Annotated in this window: 22 protein-coding genes; 1 reads left to right on the forward strand and 21 read right to left on the reverse strand. The window is 38.0% G+C overall.

Going from position 1 to position 23015, the window contains the following annotated elements; translation table 11 throughout:
• Positions 1–388: 388 nt before the first annotated feature.
• From QNH36_RS19465 to QNH36_RS19535, 15 genes are all read right to left on the reverse strand, one after another.
• Positions 389–1231 (reverse strand): sugar nucleotide-binding protein, encoded by an 843-nt coding sequence (locus tag QNH36_RS19465; protein WP_283903996.1) that lies wholly within the window; start codon positions 1229–1231, stop codon positions 389–391.
• 109 nt (positions 1232–1340) lie between these two features.
• Positions 1341–1634 carry a DUF2199 domain-containing protein gene (locus QNH36_RS19470; protein WP_283905442.1) on the reverse strand — a complete coding sequence of 98 codons (294 nt, stop codon included), beginning with the start codon at positions 1632–1634 and terminating at the stop codon, positions 1341–1343.
• 181 nt (positions 1635–1815) lie between these two features.
• The gene (locus QNH36_RS19475) at positions 1816–2964 is read right to left on the reverse strand and encodes a Ger(x)C family spore germination protein (RefSeq protein WP_283903997.1); all 1149 of its coding nucleotides are present in this window, start codon (positions 2962–2964) and stop codon (positions 1816–1818) included.
• Positions 2965–2970: 6 nt separating this feature from the next.
• Positions 2971–4446 (reverse strand): spore germination protein, encoded by a 1476-nt coding sequence (locus QNH36_RS19480; RefSeq protein WP_283903998.1) that lies wholly within the window; start codon positions 4444–4446, stop codon positions 2971–2973.
• The gene (locus tag QNH36_RS19485) at positions 4443–5543 is read right to left on the reverse strand and encodes a GerAB/ArcD/ProY family transporter (RefSeq protein ID WP_283903999.1); all 1101 of its coding nucleotides are present in this window, start codon (positions 5541–5543) and stop codon (positions 4443–4445) included. Before QNH36_RS19485 ends, QNH36_RS19480 begins: the two co-directional genes overlap by 4 nt.
• Before the next feature lie 458 nt (positions 5544–6001).
• On the reverse strand, positions 6002–6472 hold the full coding sequence (gene tnpA, locus QNH36_RS19490) for an IS200/IS605 family transposase (protein ID WP_144481521.1): 471 nt from the start codon (positions 6470–6472) through the stop codon (positions 6002–6004).
• Between the two features lie 187 nt (positions 6473–6659).
• Entirely contained in the window at positions 6660–6986 is a 327-nt protein-coding gene (locus QNH36_RS19495) for a hypothetical protein (RefSeq protein ID WP_283904000.1), read from the reverse strand.
• A 118-nt stretch (positions 6987–7104) separates the two neighbouring features.
• Positions 7105–8010, reverse strand: coding sequence for an anti sigma factor C-terminal domain-containing protein (locus QNH36_RS19500; RefSeq protein ID WP_283904001.1), 906 nt, complete (start codon positions 8008–8010; stop codon positions 7105–7107).
• Positions 8000–8503 (reverse strand): RNA polymerase sigma factor, encoded by a 504-nt coding sequence (locus QNH36_RS19505; protein WP_283904002.1) that lies wholly within the window; start codon positions 8501–8503, stop codon positions 8000–8002. The genes QNH36_RS19500 and QNH36_RS19505 overlap by 11 nt, the downstream gene beginning before the upstream one ends.
• Before the next feature lie 475 nt (positions 8504–8978).
• The gene (locus QNH36_RS19510) at positions 8979–9467 is read right to left on the reverse strand and encodes a putative periplasmic lipoprotein (RefSeq protein WP_283904003.1); all 489 of its coding nucleotides are present in this window, start codon (positions 9465–9467) and stop codon (positions 8979–8981) included.
• Between the two features lie 123 nt (positions 9468–9590).
• Complete coding sequence (locus tag QNH36_RS19515) at positions 9591–10187, reverse strand: histidine phosphatase family protein (protein ID WP_283904004.1); 597 nt, start codon at positions 10185–10187, stop codon at positions 9591–9593.
• A 103-nt stretch (positions 10188–10290) separates the two neighbouring features.
• On the reverse strand, positions 10291–10650 hold the full coding sequence (locus QNH36_RS19520; RefSeq protein ID WP_283904005.1) for a hypothetical protein: 360 nt from the start codon (positions 10648–10650) through the stop codon (positions 10291–10293).
• A 410-nt stretch (positions 10651–11060) separates the two neighbouring features.
• Positions 11061–11804, reverse strand: coding sequence for an SDR family NAD(P)-dependent oxidoreductase (locus tag QNH36_RS19525; protein ID WP_283904006.1), 744 nt, complete (start codon positions 11802–11804; stop codon positions 11061–11063).
• Positions 11805–12162: 358 nt separating this feature from the next.
• Entirely contained in the window at positions 12163–13080 is a 918-nt protein-coding gene (locus tag QNH36_RS19530; protein WP_144478924.1) for a pseudouridine-5'-phosphate glycosidase, read from the reverse strand.
• Positions 13064–14041 (reverse strand): carbohydrate kinase family protein, encoded by a 978-nt coding sequence (locus QNH36_RS19535; protein ID WP_283904007.1) that lies wholly within the window; start codon positions 14039–14041, stop codon positions 13064–13066. The genes QNH36_RS19530 and QNH36_RS19535 overlap by 17 nt, the downstream gene beginning before the upstream one ends.
• Positions 14042–14364: 323 nt before the next feature.
• On the opposite strand from QNH36_RS19535, the gene QNH36_RS19540 reads away from it, so the two are divergent.
• Complete coding sequence (locus tag QNH36_RS19540) at positions 14365–15465, forward strand: carbohydrate kinase (RefSeq protein ID WP_251544268.1); 1101 nt, start codon at positions 14365–14367, stop codon at positions 15463–15465.
• Positions 15466–15637: 172 nt separating this feature from the next.
• Here QNH36_RS19540 and QNH36_RS19545 read toward each other — a convergent pair whose 3' ends face one another.
• The 6 genes from QNH36_RS19545 to QNH36_RS19570 form a co-directional block, all read right to left on the reverse strand.
• The gene (locus QNH36_RS19545) at positions 15638–16753 is read right to left on the reverse strand and encodes a Ger(x)C family spore germination protein (RefSeq protein WP_283904008.1); all 1116 of its coding nucleotides are present in this window, start codon (positions 16751–16753) and stop codon (positions 15638–15640) included.
• Positions 16750–17847 carry a GerAB/ArcD/ProY family transporter gene (locus QNH36_RS19550; protein WP_251544272.1) on the reverse strand — a complete coding sequence of 366 codons (1098 nt, stop codon included), beginning with the start codon at positions 17845–17847 and terminating at the stop codon, positions 16750–16752. The genes QNH36_RS19545 and QNH36_RS19550 overlap by 4 nt, the downstream gene beginning before the upstream one ends.
• The gene (locus tag QNH36_RS19555) at positions 17840–19372 is read right to left on the reverse strand and encodes a spore germination protein (RefSeq protein ID WP_251544274.1); all 1533 of its coding nucleotides are present in this window, start codon (positions 19370–19372) and stop codon (positions 17840–17842) included. The genes QNH36_RS19550 and QNH36_RS19555 overlap by 8 nt, the downstream gene beginning before the upstream one ends.
• A gap of 172 nt (positions 19373–19544) precedes the next feature.
• Positions 19545–20168 (reverse strand): trimeric intracellular cation channel family protein, encoded by a 624-nt coding sequence (locus QNH36_RS19560; RefSeq protein ID WP_251544276.1) that lies wholly within the window; start codon positions 20166–20168, stop codon positions 19545–19547.
• A 54-nt stretch (positions 20169–20222) separates the two neighbouring features.
• Positions 20223–21410, reverse strand: a complete 1188-nt coding sequence (locus tag QNH36_RS19565; protein WP_283904009.1) for an amidohydrolase — start codon at positions 21408–21410, stop codon at positions 20223–20225.
• 60 nt (positions 21411–21470) lie between these two features.
• On the reverse strand, positions 21471–22892 hold the full coding sequence (locus QNH36_RS19570) for an MFS transporter (protein WP_144478910.1): 1422 nt from the start codon (positions 22890–22892) through the stop codon (positions 21471–21473).
• Positions 22893–23015 lie beyond the last annotated feature (123 nt).

Raw genomic sequence — 23015 nt, forward strand, 5'->3', positions numbered from 1 at the left:
ATAAGTTCGATAAATACTACATATTATATTGTATTTAGCTTTTATGAATTTTCTTCCTACCTTCTTTCCCTCTACCGCACCGTTTTTTAAATAAAAAATTCGACAAAGAAAGGAGATTAATCATACTGGAACAACGCAACCATTAGTTCAAGAGTCACCCTTTATCTATCTTCTCTTTCCAATCCCAATATGTAGACATTAACAAATCATGTAAGAATTCCTCTCTATCTTCCAATTCCTCTATCTCGTCGAATGTACCTTCGATTAACTCAATTTTTTCGTAGTTAGAGTTAGGTATTTTACCAGAACCATCAATAAAATTAAACAAATCAAATAAGGGATACATACACGCATTTCGCATTATTTTTTAATAGAGCGAACTTGACTTTTAAATTTCTCGAAATTCAGTTTTTAGTAATGAATTTGCCTTTTGGGTATTGAGTGAAGTGTCCAAAGATATATATGAACTGTCTTCTTTATCAATTTTAAAAGGATTTACGGAGTAGTTGAATCCCAATTGTTTCAAGCGTCGATTATAGAAGGAATGGTAACTTACTTTCTTCGAAGGTCCTAAATGTATAGTACCTATAAATTTTATAGATATTAACTCAAGTATTGCAGTAGATAGATCATCAACGTGTACAAAGGAACGATACAAATTAGTCGCTGCCTTAACACTTTCCTTATTCGCTATTTTCTTAATTATACGGGCGGTTCTTTTTTCAATATTTGAAGAACCCCCATAAATAGGGCCAGTACGAATTATCATATGATCTTTATGGTGAGACTTTATGAGGCTTTCTCCTGTATATTTTGCATTAACATAAGCTGAAAGTGGAGATTCGTTAGGAAGTATTCCAATTCTATCTGTTTCTTTATAATTTCCTATACCTTCCGTAAAAACTGCATCTGTTGAAATAAATATTAGCTTTGTTTCTTTTCTTATTATTGATAGTAAATTTTGAAGTCCGCTATTGATTAATTCAATTTCGTTTTGACTACTCATAAGGGTCCAAACAATTACATCAGGAGCGGTTTTAGTTAAAACAGATAATAAAGAAGATTTATCAAAAATGTCTGTTTTTATGATATTTATTTCATTAGATACAGAGCGTGAAGTTCCATAAACAGTTATGTTTTTCTTATTTGCTGTAACCATTAAATTCGAGCCTAAGAATCCTTTTCCACCTAAAATAAGTAATTTCATTTTTCCTCTCACATTCTTTAACATTTTCCCTGCCTTTTAGCTAAATAACGAATTCAACAAAAAGATGCTTTAATCCTTCTTGGATCAAAGCACCCTTAATTTCATAACAGGCCATAAGCCCGGCAATAAAACTTTAATGTTGTTCATCTTGTTGGCATAACTCTTCGGCAATTTGTTTAATTCGATCCTTTGATATGCCATTTTTTTGTTTTAAAGCTAATGGATGTTCAGTCGGCTCTAATTCTATATAAGGAGCTGCACCTGCTGGTCTGGTATGAACAATCGTTTTTAAGTTAATTGTTTCAGGGCAGGGATGTTGATCATCCCAAATAAAAGAGCCATTGGCGTCCATTACAGGAAGTTCGATACATCCACGAATAAAGTAATATTCATCGTCTATGATACACAAATCATCATACAATTCTATCCTATCTTCTTGCGCCTATTAGTGCCAGATAAAGAAGATAACTTATGGTGAATTATATGAGAACATACTCCATTACATAAAAGATTATTTATTTATTTATTTAATATTATTCTTTATCGAAAGAGAATTAAGGATGTGACGGCCGGTAAATATAAAAGACCAACAGAACTACAAATTCATCTCATGTCCTTTCTAATTTTAGTTTCCCTGATGTTTGTATTTTCGAGTTTATTATAATTTTTTCCAAAGATTCTTTAGTTAAGGGTAATGTTCGGCCGTTGTTCGTGATTTTTTTCCATGATTGCGGGTCTTTTCGGTATATTGTTTCTGTGACTCTGTATATGTCAGTCTCTTTTTCCAATGCTGCAAGATAGGTTTTCTTTATTTGGGAGGAAATCTGTTCTTTTGCCAGTTGATTTATTTCAGCTTCTGATAATTCCTGATCAATCTCCGAAAGGGTTCCTTTTGCTTTTATTTCCACTGTAAACGTTAGTGAACCTTTTTTGATTTTCGGTTTGATTTTTGTCTTTACATTACTAAATACGATAGAAGCGGCCTGCATACCGTCCTTCTTAATAAAAACACTGTTCCTTTCCCCTTCTTTTATCCAGCTAAGACCCTTTATTTTCTCTCCTGTCAGTCCCCCTTTATACCCGCTCTTGCTATAAATATCTATCCCATTGATTCTGTAAGCCGGTACTGCTTTATCCTTCTCCACCCAATAATTATCCAAAAGCTCTATTCTTGGAATCGCTGAAGCATGGGCTGGTTCGTTTAATTCTACTATGAATTTTTGGAATCTTTTGGGCTCTACAAAGGAACTTTGTTCATAACTGGTCCTTGGATCTGAAAGCCTTGTGAACATTGGTGATATCCCAAGCACAGGGAAAGTTCTCAAGAATTCCTTTATCGGAGAATTTGTGCTGGAAACCCAAATTGTATATCTTGTTTCCCTATACCGGTTGATGACATCCATTGCCGATAATACAATGTTTTGTTGTTTTAAAGCTTCCTCTGTAAAAATAATGGAAGAGAGGTGTCCCCAAAATATCCTTTGAGGCACATTTTTATAAAAATCAAAAATAGCAGCATCAACCGTATTTCCTTTTCCCATTCCGACTGTACCAGGGGAAGTCTGCGTACCTCCCCCACCCTCTCCCCTTCCAAGGCCGCCTATATTAATAAGTTGGGCATATACCCGATACTCTTCTTCTTTGTAATCTATACCCAGGGCATGAATATACAAAATTTTATCAATTTCATTGGTATCCCAGCACGCAGAAAGCAAAAGCGGAATCATTAAGACGGCAGCCAACTTCTTCTTAAACATTGGGTATCACTCCTGTTTAGTAGAATCCTGGGGTTTCAAAAACTGTGGCCTGGTTTTGTTCCACTTCCAGGGGATTCTGAAGAACGTATTTAATAATGATTTTGGCTCTTCCAGCATGAATGGAGCCAAATAAGGGATTCCAAAGGGACGAAGCTGTGCTGTATATATAAGCACGAGGGCAATAGCCAGGAACACTCCCCAAAAACCCAGAGTGCCTGCAAGAAAAAGGACAATGAAACGAAAAACACTTATTGCACCGGTCAAAGATTGATTGACAAGTGTATAGGTAGCTACCTCCGATGTAGCAATTACAACCAGCATTGCAGGGTTAGTCAATCCAGCTCTGATGGCAGCGTCACCAATAATCAATCCCCCGATAACACTCAGGGTCTGACCTATAGCTAGAGGCAGTCTTAAACCTGCTTCTCGAAAAAGAGAAAACAATAACAGCATAATCGTTGCTTCCACTGCGGAAGGCAGCGGGACACCTTTTCTCGATTCCACCAGTACTGCTAATAGTGTAAAAGGAAGCTGGTCTTGATGGATTGTAATGAGGGCAATCCATATACCAGGTAAAAAAGTCGATATGAAAAGGCCAATAATCCGCATGATCCTTTCAAATGAGTTATATAAAAAATTATATTCATTATCTTCCGCACTTTTAAAAAGCATGGTTAAATTGCCTGGACCAATGGCGATCGTCGGAATTCCATCAATCAAGACTAAAAATCTTCCCCTCAGCAAACAATCGACAGCAAAATCTGGTCTTCCGGTATAATCCAAAATCGGAAGCAAATCAATTCCTGAATCTGACAGAAGCTCTTTTAGTTGATTGGAGTTTACAATCCCATCAATTTTGATTTTTGAAAGACGTTTTTGGATATCGTCTTTTATGTCTTCGTTGATAATATCGTCTACATACAGCAAGGCAACCTTCGTCTGTGTCCGCTCACCAATGATATAGCTTTTGCATATTAAGCTGTTGGTCCGCAGCCTCTTTCTTATCAGGGCAATGTTGACTCCAATCTCTTCAACGAAACCATCCCTTGCTCCCTTAATGCTGATTTCAGTATTTGAATCCTGTGGATTTCTTTTCGGGTGGTCAGAAATATCAACAGTAAAAAACACTCGTTTGTTAATATAAATAAAAATTTCGCCATTGAAGACTCTGGGAATCAATTCTTTAAGATCCTTTAAACTATTGGGAGGAATGTCCAGCCGCTCTTTGAAATCATTTAGGTTCATTCTACCGTCGCAGCGCTCCTCAAGGATCTTTTTAAGCGAAGGAATCAAAATTGTGTCATATTTCCGCTTATCGTAAAGCCCCTGGCAATACAACAGGTTCATGGCACAGCCCCTCTTAATTATGATCGTTTGATGGCTGACATCATCGCAGTCCTTGAAAAGGTCCAATACACCGGCAAAATCGAGTTCTTCCAACTCTTTCGAGAGGCCCTCTTGATTATCCTTAGTATGCTTCACAGTGTCTTAGTCCCCCTTTTCTTAGACTTAATCAATACATAAAAGCACAGGGTCAACGTATAGAAAAAAATGAAAAGAGTCGAGATCGGAAGGAAAAAATTTTTCACAAAAGTCAAAAATGCCAAATCGCTCAAAGGATTCAACAGCACTGAAAAACTCAGGAACAAAGCTATCATAATTTGAATGATCACTCTCTTTTTGCCTTTGAAGTTGAATACCTCAGGGATTAAATAAATCGTTAAGGAAATCCGAATAAAGATTCCAACCATCCATTGATATATAGAGATGAAATCCAAGTGTTCCAGGTATCTTCCCAGGCTTAGCATAGCCCATTGCTCATAGGCAGGGAAACGCTGCTTGGAAGCTTCCTCGGGGCCAAATATAGCGATTGACCCCATGAGCGGACCAAGTGTCAGGATAATAAGGACACCACCGGTTCCTAAAAGATATCTGAGATTGAATTTACCTTCTATTTTATGTTGGAAAAGAAGGATGAGAAATAACTCAAATATACCAGCTCCGGCTGCTAAACTGCCTCTCAAGGCAGGAAGCCAGCCATTTTCAAGGAAGGGGAGCAATAAACTGTAATTCTTATGCGGGATATTACCGAAAGCCACCGTAAACCCAAAGATAATGACGGCAGGCAGCAATATGCCATTTATGACCGAAATACTTCTTATCCCATTCAAGGCAGGCAACAAACATATGACTGCTAAAGAAAAACTTAAAACGAAACCAGGGGTTCTTGGCAAATAGGTCGTCGCGGCCCATGAGACAGTATCGATAAAAGAAACCGTTGAGGCAGCAAGCAAGAATAAAGCAACCAGTGCGCCAAAGAAATAAGCCAGCACCTTGTTTCCTTTTTCCTTGATCCACATAAATAAATGCTGCTGTTTTGTCTTCCGCTGTATGCAGTACACAATGAAAATCCATCCCATAAATAAAAAACCAATCAAAAGAACAGAAATCCAAGCATCTCTGCCAGCCTTGTCAAGAATCGCAGGAATTACAATGACATGTGAAACAATCCCAGCAGCCGACATAATCATAAAAAGACCTAAAAAGGCATTAATTTTGTCATCCGCATTAGAGCTCATAAAAATCCACCCAAATTCCCATATGTTTCATATTAGTATTTGGAAAAAATTAAGAAAGTATGTATTGGAAAAACGGGGAAATGGCGAGACGATTATTTAGGTTGAAGAGGAGCGCATAAATTCCAGGTTTGGATTTGAAGTAGAAATAAGAATTTGAGGACATTCACCCCGGAAATCTGCATCCGAAAATGCTAGGGATATAGTTTATAGGTGTTGAAGTATTTGTTTTAGAAAATGACTCAACTTTTTGGGGGCTTAGGTATGAAGAAACTTATGATTACTGAAGAATCTTATAAACATTACTGCCACGTTCAATTAGGAATTCAATCAAAACCACCAGTGTGAACTGGTGGTTTGCTCTGCGGCTGAAAGCCTCTCTTACCGGCCTTGGCCTTAAAGGCCCGCTGAAAGGGTTTCCCTTCTGCACCACATTCACTCACCAATTCTAAAGAATTTCTTTATTTATTCTTATTTTTTTGTCCTGTGAAAGGATCAAACTCTTCGAACAATGTTAACTGGTCAGCTTGATAGTCTTCCACGAGCTGATTTCGAATGTATTCTTGTATTTGCTTTTTGTTTCTGCCTACTGTATCAACATAGAAGCCTCGGCACCAAAATTTCCGGTTTCCATACCGGTATTTTAAATTGGCATGTCGATCGAAAATCATGAGGCTGCTCTTTCCTTTCAAGTAACCCATGAATTGAGACACACTCAATTTCGGCGGGATACTAACTAACATATGAATGTGGTCCGGACAGGCATTAGCTTCATGGATCACAACACCTTTTCGTTCACATAAATCTCTGATAATTTGGCCTATACTCTTTTTATATTTTCCATAAATGATTTGTCTTCTGTATTTTGGGGCAAATACTATGTGATACTTACAATTCCATGTTGTATGTGCTAAACTGTTCATGTCCTTCATAGGGCATACCTCCTTCTACGGTGAGATGAAGTGGTCGGGAAACCAACTTTATCCTACCATGAAGTGAGGTTTTTTTATTACTACCACGCTATAAGCTCTCTGGAACCCCCGGCATAGCCAGGGGTTTTCTAACACAGTAACAAACAAAAAGGTGCATTAATCCTCCTGGATCAACGCACCCGATTGTTTAATAGACGTCATGCTTTCTCTCTTTCGAAAAGCTAAATAATGCTATTACCAAACAAATCATACTCAATGCCCAAACAGCTCCAGAAATACCTATCTGGAGTGAAATCTCTTCTGAAGCCATCGGATGATTATAGTCAAAGACAATAGCCTTTAATACAAAATATGCTGCAACAGAAATTAATAGAAAATGCAGCAATGTCCAGATATATCCTGTACTTTTATTTTTATTTTTCATCCAAAGGAACACAGTAACTAAAATTGCAATCCCCATAACAACAGACACCCCACCAATTAACAAACCCATAACTTCCTGTTCTAACGGCATAAAATTACACCTCTACATTAAATTTCTTCTTCAACAGTCATGCTTCATTAGTATAGTTCGCCAGCTTATTTTGAATATAACATCCTCACCGCAAGGACTTATTCAAACCATGCCCCTACTAATATTCATCTATTGTTGCACCTATTACAGAGACTCTAATAATATCCAAATTCAGAAATCTTTCCAATTCCTGAGGTGTCCCACTAATTACAGCTCCACTAATCTTTGTATTTTCACCTGGCAAGTCAGAGTATGGATATTCTTCTGCAACTCTAAAACCATAGGCGTTATTCCCATTTAGAACTTTTATTGAATCAGAATCTTGCATATCCTCTATTTTATCCATTTGTTCCTTTGTTTTTGAATTGACCCATAACCAATCAACATTCTTATACCCCAAAATTTCACCTAATTCGCTTAGAGTCATCGGTTTATGAAAGGAAAGGGCTACCTCAATTAACGTGTTATCATCTAACCCTGTGGCTATCTCTAACTCTTGTGGTAAAAAGCTGTATTCTATTTTGGGATAATAAAAGTCAATGATCCGTTCATTATTTAGTTGATTGTACCTGACCACCCTTTTTGCATCTTCATCCATTTGATTTATTTCAGTCATTCCGCTCCCACGATCGATTATTTCTACTCTCCCTATTGCAGGATATTTCTTCGTCTTTGTGTCCCAAACGAATTGTCTATTTCCTATTTGTTTATAATAGATAGTTTCACCCTCTGCACTAAAAATATTATAACGATACCTCGTACTGCTATTCGTATATCCTGCCCCTTTTACAAGTCCTCCACGAGCAAATCTAACCTGAGGTGAGTTTTCCGCTTGTATTTTTTTATTTATGAGATACTCTGTCCCTAGATGAATGATGACAATACAAATAATCACTGTAACGATAGAAATGAGTGTGTATAACCCGAATTGTTTCCATCTGGTTTTTTTTATGGTCCGTTGGAATAAAGAATCGCTTAAAAAATCTAATTCTGAGTTTTGTTTAGAGTTCCTTTCATCGTTCATAATGAGCCTCCTTAAAACATTTTAATAAACTTTTTCTAGCCCGAAATAAATTCATTTTTACTGAACTTATGCTTATACCTAGCAGTTGAGAAATTTCAGCATATGATAAGTCAGACTCATACTTTAACAGAAGCAGTTCTGAATAAAGTGGTTTCAGACTAACAAGTAATCTACTAAATTCCTCTGCACGCTCTTTGGCCAGGATAATAAATTCTGGGAGTTCTTCGACTTGGTGCCCAACTCTATCTTCTTCAAAATTCAATATGTATTTTTTGTTTTTTCTGCATTGGTCATAAAAATAATTCAATGCGACTCGGATTAACCAACTTCGCACTTTATTTGAACGAATAGAATCAGCATATGTAAGGTATTTGAATGCTGTTTCCTGTACTGCGTCTTGAGCATCCAGGTGTGGCACACCTTTTTTTACAAGGTATTGAAAAACAATATTAAGTTCTCTGTTTAGGACTTCATTATTTAATGGTTCTTCCATTCTCCCTCCTCCTATGTTTATACGACGTTTAAATGTAAAAAAAGTTATCAAAGTTTAGGCAAAAATATTCTGTTAAAGAAAAACTGCAATTCTGTCAGAAAAATTGCAAGTATTTAAAGCCCACTAAGGTATCCAGATAAGCCCAATTACTTGAAGAAGTAGTAGTGTTCCATAACGAAATTTAAAGGTCCACTCTCATTTCTAATAAGAAAAAAGAAAAACCACCTGTGGTGGCATCTTGTTTCCTCAGCTATTGCAGTTTATTTGTATAGATATAGAACAGGGATAACAAACAAAATTAAAGTGTAAATTAACACTTCTGCATCCTCAAATCCATAACAAACATAAAAACCAATAGCATGTCACAGTATTATTTTCTTCTTGTGTTCCTGCCCCATATGTTCATTAAGAAATCCAATAATAAAGGTGTTTTATCCTTCATGGATCAACGCGACCGTTAATGCAATAACAAATTTCACTTAATGGTTGAACGGTGAAGCATCATTTCTGAATTAAATACTACTTCTTTTTCAAAGTAATCGTCTTTATATCTGAATACAGACAACTTTAAATTGGTACCTTTTTGCTGAAAAACAATAGCATTCTGGTTTCCTTTTTCATTTACTATATATAACTCAGCTAATCCTTGTACATGGTCATCGAATAAGATGTATTGATTTTCACCATCTTTAACAACTAACTGCCAAACCTGACTATCATCCCAAAGATACTGACCATCATTATCTGGGTGAGTTTGAGGAGCTGGAGAAACATTTAAAATAATGCGTTCTTTCTGACCATCTCCATCAACATCTTCTTCAACATCCTCCAGTGTTAAAACATCCTCATAAACTTTTACATCTCCGTTTTGAATTTTTGTGATGTCATTCTCATTAGTTGTTGCTTCTTGTGAGCACCCTGTTATTAAAATTAAAAATAAGAAAAGACATATACACTTCTTCACGCAAAATCCCTCTCTTTTTAGATTACCTCTTTTTACCATTATATAGGATTTATTTGACGGGAGTTTGAATTTTTAAAATTTTTATGGATTTTATTCATCTCCTACTTTCAAAGATGAAAGCTGCTAATGGCAGTAAGTTTTTTTCAAAAGAATTTTACCCCATAGTCTTTGAACCTTCACTAATTCTTTTTCATTGAATTCCATTCTATAAATATCAGGCTTTGATGTGCTGTGTAAAAAGTTTAAGTCATAAAAGTTATCGAAATATCCCATCATCAAGGTCATAACAGCTCCGTGAGTACCTATTAATATTTTTTTATCCCTAAAGGTTTCTAAAAGTTCTTTTAAGACTTTTATAGCTCTTTTTTGGCAATCAGCATTTGATTCTCCTCCCTCTAAAGAGAAATCAGGCTCGGAAAATGACTTTTCCAAAAGTGGACCTAATTCTTTATCAGAAAGACGATTGCCTTCAGAAGAAAATATTCTCTCTTTTAAATCTTCAAACACTAAAACTTCTTCCCCAATTTGCTGAGCTAAACTTTCGACAGTTAAGATTGAGCGTATGTATGGGCTTGAAACAACTACATCAATTTCTTCATTCTTCAATATGTCATTCACTCTCTGAGCATCTAAATAACCTTTTTTAGTTAACCCTCTTGTTCTTTCATTACCTTCTTTTGGCGATTCACCGTGTCTTACCATATAAACAAAGGTACTCATAATATATTCTCCATTAAAAAAGTTTTAAAAAACATTAGCTTGTTATGACAGAAATGAAATAACCCTTCTCAAATGAAGGGCTTTGTAAGGTATATTGAATTTTTCAGATTGCTTTCATGCCTTCTAGGATAATTTTTGCATCAGCATTCAGATATGCTGGTGTATCTTTTCTAATCAGTAAGTTGGGATGGTCTTTTACAATCATTTTTATTCCTCTAACGTCGAACTTATTTGCGTAGGTATTAATTGCATTAATGATAGCCATATCCTTTCTTGTCAACGGCTGTCCATCATGAGCCTGCATTTGCAAGATAAAATCCAGTAACTCCCTTGCATTTTTATTTAACATATTTCTATGCTCATTTAAGATTCCAATGTTTTCTTCAATATAAACCCTTGCTATAGCAAGTTCCATTTCTTCTACGTTTTTGTTTATCTTTGCTGTAAGTGATTCTAAACTCAATGTATCCATCTCCTTGTTGGTGGCTACAGTGTATATCGGAATAAAAAAGATTTACTTTAAACAAGTCAAAATTATAGCCAACAAAATGGAGAGCTATTTTCCTTTCAGGATTTATCCCATAGAAATCTGCTAACTTTTTTAAAGTTGATCCTCTGTGATTTCCTTTGTCATTTTCTATATTGCCTAGAGTCCTGGTTGTCATATTGATTTTGAAACATATTCCTTTTGAGTCGTTCTGATCTTAACTGTGTACCTAAGCTCTCTTTATTCATCTGGAAATCTGTGTGTACCATATATGAATTATATCCCTTCATAAAAAAAGCCAGTTAAATTTTATCTTAACTGACCTTTTTTTACCACATGCTCTTAATTGAACTAAATTGTTTTAAATGCCAATGTATTTGATACAATTACAAATCTGAAATCATTCCGCCATCAACAACGAATTGTGCTCCAGTGGAGTAACTAGAATCATCAGAAGCGAGGTATACAACTAAATTAGACACTTCTTCAACTTCTGCCCTTCTTCTTAGTGGAATATCTTGTTCAAGTTGTTTTAGATATTCTTCAACATCTGGCTGGTCAGCCATAGGTGTTTTGATAATTCCTGGATGGACAGAATTAACACGGATGTTATATTGCCCTAGTTCGGTTGCAGCACCTTTTGTCATACCGGTTACAGCATGTTTTGAAGCACTATAAGCAATAGCGGTTGGAGCACTTACCAAACCATCTACGGATGAAATGTTAACAATAGAACCAACGCCAGCCTTTTTCATTGACGGAAGTACTTTTTGCATCCCCAAGAATACGCCAAGCTCGTCTACCTTAAATGTTAATTCGAAGTCTTTTACCGTTAGTTCTTCTAATGTTTTGAAGATACCAATTCCTGCGTTGTTTACCAGGACATTGATTGGTCCAAATGTCTCTTCGGTTTTTGCTACAATTTCTACCCAGTTTTCTTCACTGGATACATCTAATTTAAGAGCAATTGCATGGTCTCCTAATTCATCGGCCAGTTTTTGTGCACCTTCAAAATTAAGATCTGTAATCGCTACTTTTGCGCCTTCTTCCACAAATTTACGAGCATGCATAGCACCCATACCTTGTGCTGCCCCTGTAATGATTGCCACTTTTCCATCTAACTTTCCCATTTTAAATTCTCCTTTCGATTTTAAAAACAACTCCATGTTCAATTTGTATTATTTGCTTTAATGAACAATTTAATAATAATCCTATTATTAATTACTTTCAATTAAAGAGTCTCGAATTAAAGATATTTTTGTATACTAATACCCTTGTTTAGCTTTTTCCGTTATTGATAATTGGTGAATATGCAGCCAACTGCACAGCCTGCAATCAAGAATAATCATATTATTAGAGTTTGCCTAATCGTATATTGCTGACCATCAATAACTAAAAAGCATATTATAAACAACTTCAATAAAGCAGAAACCAAGATTGATAGATTTCGCTCTATTGAAGTTGTGTTTGGTTTATTAAGAATTCATTTTACTTCGTTTGGCTGTTAAAGCTGACAGCAATTTGCGTTCCTACTTTAGCATTGTGTTTTACTAATTCGATATTCGCATCAAGGCTTTTACCGTTTGTTAATTCTTTGATTTTTCCGAGCAGGAATGGCGTGCTGTCTTTCCCGATGATATGTTGTTCTTCTGCTTCTTTCACTGCTTGATCAATAATGGAATTGATATAGTCTTCATCCATAGCAAATTCTTCCGGGATCGGGTTTGCAATCACTGCTCCGCCTTTAAGGTTTAGTTCCCATTTTGTTTTTAATGTCTCGGCAATAACGTCGACAGAATCTGTGGAGAAGTTTAATTTATGTTCGCTGCTTCTCGTATAGAATGCTGGAAGGTACTCTGTTTCATAACCAATTACCGGTACTCCTTTTGTTTCGAGGTATTCCATAGTAAGCGCCAGGTCAAGAATTGATTTAGCACCTGCACAGATGACTGCTACATCCGTTTGAGCAAGCTCTTCGAGGTCAGCCGAGATATCCATGGTTCTTTCTGCTCCTTTATGAACCCCGCCAATACCGCCTGTCACGAAGATTTTGATATCCGCTAAGTCAGCACAAATCATGGTGGATGCAACAGTGGTCGCGCCTAGTTGTTTTGTGGCAACGATTTGCGCAAGATCACGCCTTGATACCTTTGCAACACCAGAACTTTTTCCAAACAATTCTAATTCATCATCTGTTAAACCAATTTTGATTTTCCCATCAATGATGGCAATTGTTGCTGGGACAGCACCGTTATCCCGAACAATTTGTTCAACCTCACGGGCCATTTTAACGTTTTGCGGATACGGCATACCATGGGAAATAATCGTGGATTCCAATGCAACGATAGCTTTCCCTTCCTTTTTTGCTTGTTGTACCTCTGCTGATAATTCAATATATTGTTTCATTTTTTAATTCCTCCATATCTAAGATAAATTGTTTTTGCGTTAACTCTTGTCTAACTGTATATTTTGACATGATCGTTTTATGGGCATTGATCAAACCTGACTTGATAATGTAGTCCATTTCTTTATTTTGTAACCAGGAATAAATGACTCCTGAGCAAAAGGAATCTCCTGCACCTGTTACATCTACAACCTTTGGTGTATCGATTGCCGGAAAGTAAGATAGCTCTCCATTTTCGACTCCCGCCATCACACCTTTTGAGCCATTAGTGACAATCACATTTTTCACACCTAATTCTAACCATTTCTTTACAGCATTTTCCCAGTCTTGAACATCCAGGATATTCATGTTCATGAATGTTTCGGTTTCATCCTTGTTTACGATCAGCCAACTGACACCATGCAGCGATTTTGTAAGCCTATTCATTTTTGGGGATGAAACAGGGATGATCACAAATGGAATTTGATGCTGAGAAGTGAAAGAACATAGATAATCAATCGTTTCACTTGGACAATTCAAATCAGCAACGATACATTTAGCTCTTTTGAGAATGTGGATATTACTGATTAGCAGTTCAGGAGTGATTTTTTCGTAAATATCCATATCCGCTAACGCGACTGATAAATGGCCATTTCGGTCCAAAACGGCCGTATAAGTTCCCGTTGAAGAATCTTCAAATAGCGTGACATACTCCAGATTCATGAACGGGGATGATGAATCATAGATTCCAATCCATTCAGCATCGTTTCCTCTTGCTGTTAAAAGGATGACTTCTTCCCCTAATCTGCCCAGGTTTTCGGCAATATTTCTGGCTACTCCGCCAACCGATGTAGAAGATTTGACAGGATTGGAAGTTTCGCTAGTTATGTCAAACTTCGCATAAAATTTTCGATCAAGATTGGCTCCGCCAATGCAAATGATAGGATTTGTTTCCTTGAATGCTTCGGCCATTTCCTTCGTCATTTTATCCCCCCTTCCCAAGTTCAAAACATTTGTTTACTTAATAAACATAAGTTTAGTATACGCTTTCTTTTTTATTTGTCAATGAGTTTAAAAGAATAGTAGTCTCTAGATTGAACATCAATTACTGGAAAATGCATTTTAATCGTCCCATTTTACAGGGGCTTTTTTGCCGTTGTTTTTTTGGTTATAATGGATTGATTAAAACAACTATCAAAAAAAACAATCAGTTGATTCTGCAAAAGCTTAACGAGATGAAATTAAATTTGAAAATCTATTCACGTTGAGTTGAAAAACTATGGTTTTTCGGGAAGTGAGGTTGTCTCATGGATAAAGAGAAGCAAATTTTACACCATATAAGAATGAATCCTTTCATTTCACAACAGGAATTATCAAGCAAGGTAGGGTTATCCCGACCTGCTGTCGCTAACTATATTGCCAACCTGACAAGGCGCGGAGAGATCAAAGGGCGCGGTTATATACTTGGAGAAGAATCGTCAATCGTGTGTATTGGCGGGGCAAACACAGACCGTAAAGCACGGACGAATCAGAAGGTACGCTTATATTCTTCAAATCCAGTAAGAATTACCGAAACATGTGGCGGGGTGGCTCGCAATTTTGCCGAAAATTTAAGCAGGCTCGGCGTCAGCACATCTCTAATTGCATGTGTCGGAGAGGACAAAGAAGGAAACTGGTTATTGAAGGAGACGAAAAGTGTTGGTGTCGATATTAGTCAGGTATGGGTATTGCCAATGGAACGGACAGGCAATTACACAGCATTGTTAGATGTTGATGGTGAAAGTATTGTTGCGATGGCTGACATGACTATATATGAAAAAATCACAACCTCCATGTTTGAAGAAAAATGGTCCCATATCGCTGCTTCACAGGCTGTTTTTCTGGATACGAATATTCCTGAGGACAGTATACGATATTTAATTAAACGCTGCAGAGATGAAAGCATTCCTTTATATATTGATCCAGTATCTTCAACGAAAGCACAAAGATTGCCTGTTCGCCTTGACGGAGTAGAATTACTGCTCCCGACCCGGGAAGAAGCCGAAGTCCTGTCAGATATGAGAATTGAATCTATCACGGACTGCCAGTTAGCCTGTGAAAAAATTAGGCAGCGTGGGGTTAAACAAATCATTGTAACACTTGGGAATGAAGGTGTTTTTTACTCGTCATCTGATGAATCCGGGCATTTGCCGCCATTTACAACTGACATTATTGATGTCACTGGAGCAGATGACGCATTTGCTTCATGTGCCATCTATGGGATGATGATGAAAGAATCGTTAATCGGCTCGTGTCAATTAGGCCTTGCTGGTGCTGCGCTTACCCTTCAAACTGAGGAATCAATATCCCCAGTTTTGAAGCCTGAAAAACTTCATGAAATCATAAAGATGTTTTCTAGCAAGAAATAACAGGTGAAGCAACAATATCCCTTCACCTATTCAAATATGGGTGACTCAAAAAGTTGTATGAACGACTTTTTTCTGGGTCACCCCTCCCTTGGTAAACTGTTTTTGACGCTTTCAATTTGCAGAAAAAAATAGAACAATCAGCAGGCTTAAAAAGCTCTCTAACATTTTTTTATTACTTTGTCGCCCCCATCGATTTTATTTCTATATTTAAGTCCATATCAATATTTGCTTCCGAAAGAGCTTTGCCCCAATCATCCTGCACTTTTTTGTAATGTTCATATTCATAGGCTCTTGCATAGATTCCAAGCCCGATGGGGTCAATTTTGTTGTCCTGGACTTTTTTAATGACTTCTTCGAACTTTGATTTCAATTCTTTCTCAATCATTTTCTCTAACTCTTCATCTTTTACACTGTCTTTAGGAAATAAGCGCTCTACAATATTAACACCCAAATTAATCTTATAATGAAAATGGAATTTCCCCTGGGCATATTTGGTCTTTACGTTAGATTGAACTCGCCTTACATCTATGCTTACTTCTTTAGTATTAAAAACCTCCATTTCATCCTCCAGCGCGGGGAGTTCCAGGGAATAGGTCAATTCCTTCTTCTTTTGATCCTGGAGGACTATGAGGAGAGCAGATTCTTGAATACTGAGCGTGTCTACAATCTTTCCCTTCTTATCCAACAATGATACCCCGACAAGTTCAAGGTCTTTTTCTTTTTTTATTTCCGATATAGACGGCGTCATTCCCTTTTCGTACATTTGCCGATGCAGCACCTGGAGTGTGGTCATTACAGTCTGCGTACGATCACTGTTTTTATCAATCACTTCTTTCAAATATAAAGGTAATTGCGGTTTATTATCGGGTTCAAAATAAATAACATCCGAGACAGGGCCATCCACCACGATTACCCTTGTATTCAAGGAAAAGGTGGGATTCCGATATACTGTATCCAGAAGAGAAAACCAGCCTTCATGTTTAAGTACGCGTTTTCCAATCAGTAAAATTTGAATTTTCGCCGCAGTGACTTCACCTGTGGCTTTCACATCAAAATATTTCCGGGATTCCCTGATTGATTTAGCCTTTACCTGATAGGTTTCTGTATTTTTTTTGCTCTCTTTATTGAATACTGGACTTGATTCAGAAATAATCAGGTTGTTATCGTCATCCAGATCAATACCAAGAATCAATGAAATCGTTAAATCTTCCAATGGAACATTGCCTCCACAACTTGTAAGCGTGGCAACAATAATCATTAATGGCAATGCGAGAAAAAGGCGTTTCATTTAGATGCCCTCCTTTGAAAAAGCCCTCGTATCCTTAAAATCCCCCACAAAAAAAGAGGAAAAGCAAATGCTAGAACCAAACTAAACTGTTCCGTTATTTGCTGGAGAAAAGTATTCTGATCGAGAGTTGGAGGAAACGCAATGACATAAATCCCTTCAATCAGTAAAAGCAAGAATAAGGGCCTATTGTTATTTTCATTTCCTGTCAGCCGAGTTGTGCAAAAAACCGTTAAATACATGAGTGGCAGAACGGTCGTAGACATTACAAACAAATAAAAGGAAAAAAAGACAATTTCCAATCTTTCAATAAACTTGAATTCAAGGACTTTCAATTTGGCAATAGTCGGTTCATTATAAGCCGTAATTTCATCCGGACTGAAAAAAGCAAAGGCACCTATTGTGATAGTCAAGAATGCGAGAAGCGATAAGCTATTGGCAATCACAATCCCCATGGATGCCTTCTCTTTCTTGTGCAAAAAGGGGTAAAGAAAAAAGGCAATTTCAAAACCTACGAATGAAAAGATGGCCGTTTTTGCAGCTTTAAAGATTGGGGACCATCCCTCCTTTATAACGGGAAGCAGATTAAGCCACTCGGCATTCTTCAAAGGAATTAAATAAATGGCCACCGTCCACAAGGTCATGAAAAAGACGAGTTCTGAATACCTTCCTAAAATGTTGATGTTTTTTCTGGCAATGAGATAGCTGGGGATTGATAACAACAAAATCGTTACATACACCTCAGTATGAGGCAGGATCCATGCCTGGATAAAAAGCGCTTCCCTAATAAATATCACATGAGCTAATAAAGCAAAATACAATCCAAACAGGATTGTTCCTGCTTTCCCGACCCATTTGCCAAAATAATTGGTTAATAAATCAAGAAGAGTCCCATTTGGGTGTTTCTTCATGATCTGAATGATCAATAAACTGGCAAGAGTTGATATTGACCAGGAAATGAAAATCGCAATCCAGCCATCTGTTCCTGCTTTCTCCGCTAGTTCACGGGGCAACGTCAGTACGCCAACACCCATTTGAACACCATGTATTAAAAAGATATATTGCATTAAAGTAATTTTATTTTTCATGTTATTCATTTTCTTCACCTTTAGGAAGGCGGCTATCGGCTCTTTTCATTTGTACGGCTCTTGTACTGAAAGGGCGCTTTTCGAGCGACCACTGAGGGAAGCGAATAAATAGATCCTTCCAGTCAGGAAAACGTAAAGGAGCAACCGGACTGCCATAAGGCATTCCCAGTGATTCGAGACCGATAAAATGGGAAAGTAAGATCATCAGTCCTACTATGATTCCGACGAAACCAAACAATGAAGCAAGAATCATCATCGGGAACCGGACAATCCGAATAGCTGAACCCATTTCATAATTAGGTATGATGAAAGAAGCGATTGCTGTCAAAGCAACAACGATCACCATAATATTGCTGACAATTCCAGCTTCTACGGCTGCCTGGCCAATGACAATACCCCCAACAATGCCTACTGTTTGCCCAATTTTGGCAGGAAGCCGAATTCCCGCTTCCCTGAGCATTTCAAGAGTCAGCTCCATAATAAAAGCCTCAATAAAAGGCGGAAAAGGAATCCGTTCTCTCGATTCTCCGATAGAAAATAACAGCTTCAGTGGAATGACTTCAAAATGAAATGAAATAGTAGCAATATAAATTGCAGGAAGGAAGATCGCAATGAAAAAGCCAATATATCTAAGCAGTCGAACAAAAGATGCTACCATCCACCGGTTACTATAGTCATCTACTGTTGTGAAAAAATTATTAAAAGACGCAGGTCCGACGATCACACTTGGAGAGCGGTCGACCACGGTTACGAATCTGCCCTGTAAAATTTCTGTTGCTGCGAAGTCAGGTCGTTCTGTTAATAAAAATTGAGGAAAGGGAGAGTATGAATGGTCTTCTATGTATTGTGAAAGTACCCCCGCATTGATGACGCTGTCGACATTCACCCTCTGTATCCGGTCCACAAGCTCTTTCAATATTTCCTGATCCGCTACATCCGCCAGATATAATATGGAGAGCTTCGTCTTCCCTCTTTCTCCAACTGTCATTTCCTTTATTTTCAGTTCTCGATTAGGAATTTGCTGACGGATTAATGCAATATTATCGCCGCCAGTTTCCGTAAACCCCACATGTGCCCCAGATAAATAAGTTTCAATAGGGGAGTCCTCCAGAGATCTCTTTGGAAATGCCGGCGTGTCATATATGTACGCCTCTTTATGGTTATCCAAAAATAAGACGCACTCGCCACTTAATATTGCACTTTCCACTTGCTTCCATGTGGCAGCCTCTTTGATATGACCAAGAGAGACCTTTATATCTCCCTCCTTCTTTTCTTTCTCTCCCTGGAATAAAAGCGGGTCCAATATATGATCAAAAACAACCTTACTATCGGTGATTCCACTTAAATACACAAGCGCAGCCTTATTACTGGTTTGCCTTATGACTAACTCCCTCACGACTAGATCAGGTGTATCACAAAAAATGGCTTGAATTTCAGCAGTATTCTCCTCTAATTTTGCACTTATCCGTCCCTGATTTGTTCCATATCTGGATTCAGAACCCTCTGATGCGTTATACTTCCGAAAAAATACCATGTGATATTCCCACCTAGTTGATGATAGTTTATTTTGTATCGTCAGTTGGCAAATCATACATGAATAGTAGTTACTGCACGTGGAAGAACATCCTCTTAGACACAAAAAAAGCCCATGTATACATGAGCTTTCTGAGTGTCTGTATATAAAAGCAATATTTTTGAATCCAAACTTATGATTTATCCAAACTCCTTTTACTATTTTGGATGCTCTGTGGCAGATTCCATCTAAAGTAAACTGATATGATTCGAAACAGAACGATGGCAATTAAGAGCAGAGTCGTGGCATACGGTCCCCGTATCAAACCTAATCCAATGGTGATTCCCGCGATTGCTGCCCATAAAGCATAAATTTCTGAGTGGAAAATCATTGGCGTCCGCCGTGCAAAAACATCCCGTATCATCCCGCCTCCGGTTCCTGTCATTACAGCTGCAATAATGACCGCTATTAGAGGTGCGTCAATGGAGACTGCATATTTTGCTCCTTGTATGGCAAATGACGCTAAACCAATCGCATCGAAAAATATTACCCATTTTTTAAAACGATTGATCCATTTATTATGGAGGATAAAAACGATGGTCATAGCCAAAAAGGCAAATTCGAATAAATAATCCTGCTTCCAAATATGTTCAATAGGCAGTCCAATTAACAGATTACGAATAATGCCGCCACCAAAGGCAGTAGTGAATCCTAATACATAAATTCCTATTAAATCATATTCTTCTTCCCTTGCGACCATTGCGCCACTTATAGCAAAGGCTAGGGTGCCAATGATGTTAAGGAATTCCCACGTCATGAGCACCCACTCCAATCTCTGGTTCAATTTTTAAGATAGACCTTACTATATCTCCTAATCTAATTCATAATAACCGCAAACAACATGTCCTACCGCTTTAGCTGCGACAAGCAGGGCATCTTCATCGATATCGAACTTCGGATTATGGTTGAAGTACGGATCCTCTACTCCTTTAGGTGTGCAGGCGATGTAAAAGAAGCAGGAAGGGAATTTTTCAGCATAGTATGCAAAGTCTTCGGATGGAGCCATTGCTGGGAATTCCTTCACTTCTTTTATATCTTTATCGTTTGCACTCTTAAGAATCTCTGCAACCTGTGCTGTTACGGCTGGATCATTATATAATGGCGGATAATCATTTAAATAAGTCAGTTCACAGCTTACACCAAATTCTTCTTCGATTCCTTTCACAAGACGTTTTACTTCTTTTTCAATAGTAGCTTTCGTTTCAACAGTCATATACCTGATATCACCTTCAAGTTCAATGCTGTCTTTAATGACATTGAAGGTTCCTTTTCCATCAAAGGATCCAATCGTGATCACCCCGATATCAAAGGGACTTAACCTGCGGCTGATGATTGTCTGAACGGCTGTTACAAAATGGGCCCCAGCGACGATAGCATCGTTCGCCAAATGCGGCGAAGAACCATGTCCGCCTCTTCCATTGATCTTTAATTTCATGTAAGCCCTGCCGTTAAAAGAATATCCAGAGTGATATCCGACAACCCCAGCTGGACCCATCGGCAGCAGATGGATGCCGAAGATATTATCTAAATCATCAAGTACACCGGAATCAACAATGCTTTTAGCTCCGCCTGGCGGTACTTCTTCCGCATGCTGATGGATGATTTTGATTGTGCCTGGTATTTCCTCTTTTAATTGAATAAGACAATCCGCCAAAACCATCAAATAAGCTGTATGTCCATCATGGCCGCATGCATGCATGACACCCTCATTTTTCGATTTAAATGGTACATCTGTTTCCTCGACGATTGGGAGGGCATCAAAATCAGCTCGCAAACCAATGTTTTTACCTGATTTCCCGCCTTTTATCGTGACGATGATCCCGTGTCCGTTTCCGACATTCGATTGTACCTCGACATCTTTTCCTTTATAAAAATCTAAAATATATTGAGCTGTTTTTTCTTCTTGAAAAGAAAGTTCAGGATATTCGTGAAGATGCCTGCGTATTTTAATGATTTCATCCTTACGCGATTCAAGCATTTCCATTAATTTTTGTCTCATGATCCTATCATCCCTTCTTTAACTTTTTAAAACTCAACAAAAAGCTTCGTTTACCAAGCATTATTCTGCAACTGGCTTTCGGCTGGTCCGAGATCCTTTGGCAGGAGCAGTCTTGCCGGCATCTCCCGGTACGAGGAAGATGATTGATAAAATCGAAAGTATCCCGAAAATGACGTTTACGATAATCCCAATTGAAGCTGCTGTTTCTAAATTTCCGTTTCCTGCGATTGCACCGTAGACGGCTGCAGATATAGCAACGCCGAAGGCACTTCCAAGTGAGCTAGCCATTTTGTAAACCCCTGCTGCTTCACCGACCTTGTCTGCGGGAGCATTGGAAACTGAAGTATCTGTTGATGGAGTTGCATAAATTCCAAGTCCAAGACCAAATAGGGCAAATCCAATGAAAACGGTAATGGTATAAGCAAGGTCTGGCAAGAATGTCAGTCCCATCATCGCCACGCCGACTGTTGTAATGAAGGCTCCCCAAATCATCGGTAATTTAGCTCCAACCTTCTGCAGGATTTTTTCACCTACACGAATCATGGCAAGCACTGCGACTAGATAACCGAGTGATAGCATACCGGACTGGAAGGAATTAAATCCCCGCCCTACTTGTACATACGTATTGGCGACAACTAGTGTACCTGCGATAGCATTAAGCAAGAAATTCGAAATCGTCGCGCCTGTATATGGTTTATTTTTAAAGACATCGAAATCAATCAGTACGACCTCTTTACTTCTTTCCACTTTGATGAACACAATGAAACCAATGATTGTAACTGCCAGAAGACCTAATGTAAGCGGGCTGGCCCACCCTAAATCAGCTCCGTAGTTGATAAAGACATTCAGAGCAATCATTGTGATGATAAAAATCGATAAACCTGTGTAATCGAATTTAAAACCGCCCACAGATTCTTGTTTACTTTCTGGAGTATCCTTCAGCAGGAACATTCCAATCAAAGCAAAGATGATAGAAAAAATGAAGATCCATCTCCAGCCCATTGAGGTAGCGATGGCGCCGCCTGCAAATGAAGCAATCCCAGAACCGCCCCATGATCCAATGGACCAAAAACTTAATGCACGCTGCCGCTCTTTTCCTTCAAAATAGGCTTTCATCAATGCAATGGTTGATGGCATAATAAATGCAGCTGAAATCCCTTGAATAATACGTCCAATAATCAGCATTGCTGAACCCTGGGCTAAAACAAGGAAAAGTGAACCGATAATACTTAATATAAAGCCAATGTACGCAATCTTTTTCCTGCCAATTTTATCGGCAAGGCCTCCGGCAGCAACAATGAACATTCCGGAAAACAAAGCCGTTAAACTAATTGCGATGTTTACCGTTCCAATTGATATGCCCAAATCCTGCTGGACTGCTGGAACGACATTGACAATCGCCTGGGCAAACAGCCAGAAGGTAATAACACCAAACACTATGCCTGTGATCATTTTATTTGTACCTTTATAACTTGTCTCCATGAATATAACCTCCTAATTCACATAAATGGCAATAATAGTATTGTCCCAAATTGAAATTAATTAAGTCAGTTTTTGTTCTGCCTAACGTTCACCTTCCTCCTGGAATGAACATCTTCTCTTTGT

Origin of the sequence: Mesobacillus sp. AQ2 (genome assembly GCF_030122805.1) — a bacterium.
In the GTDB taxonomy this organism is placed as follows: Bacteria; Bacillota; Bacilli; order Bacillales; family Cytobacillaceae; genus Mesobacillus; species Mesobacillus oceanisediminis_A.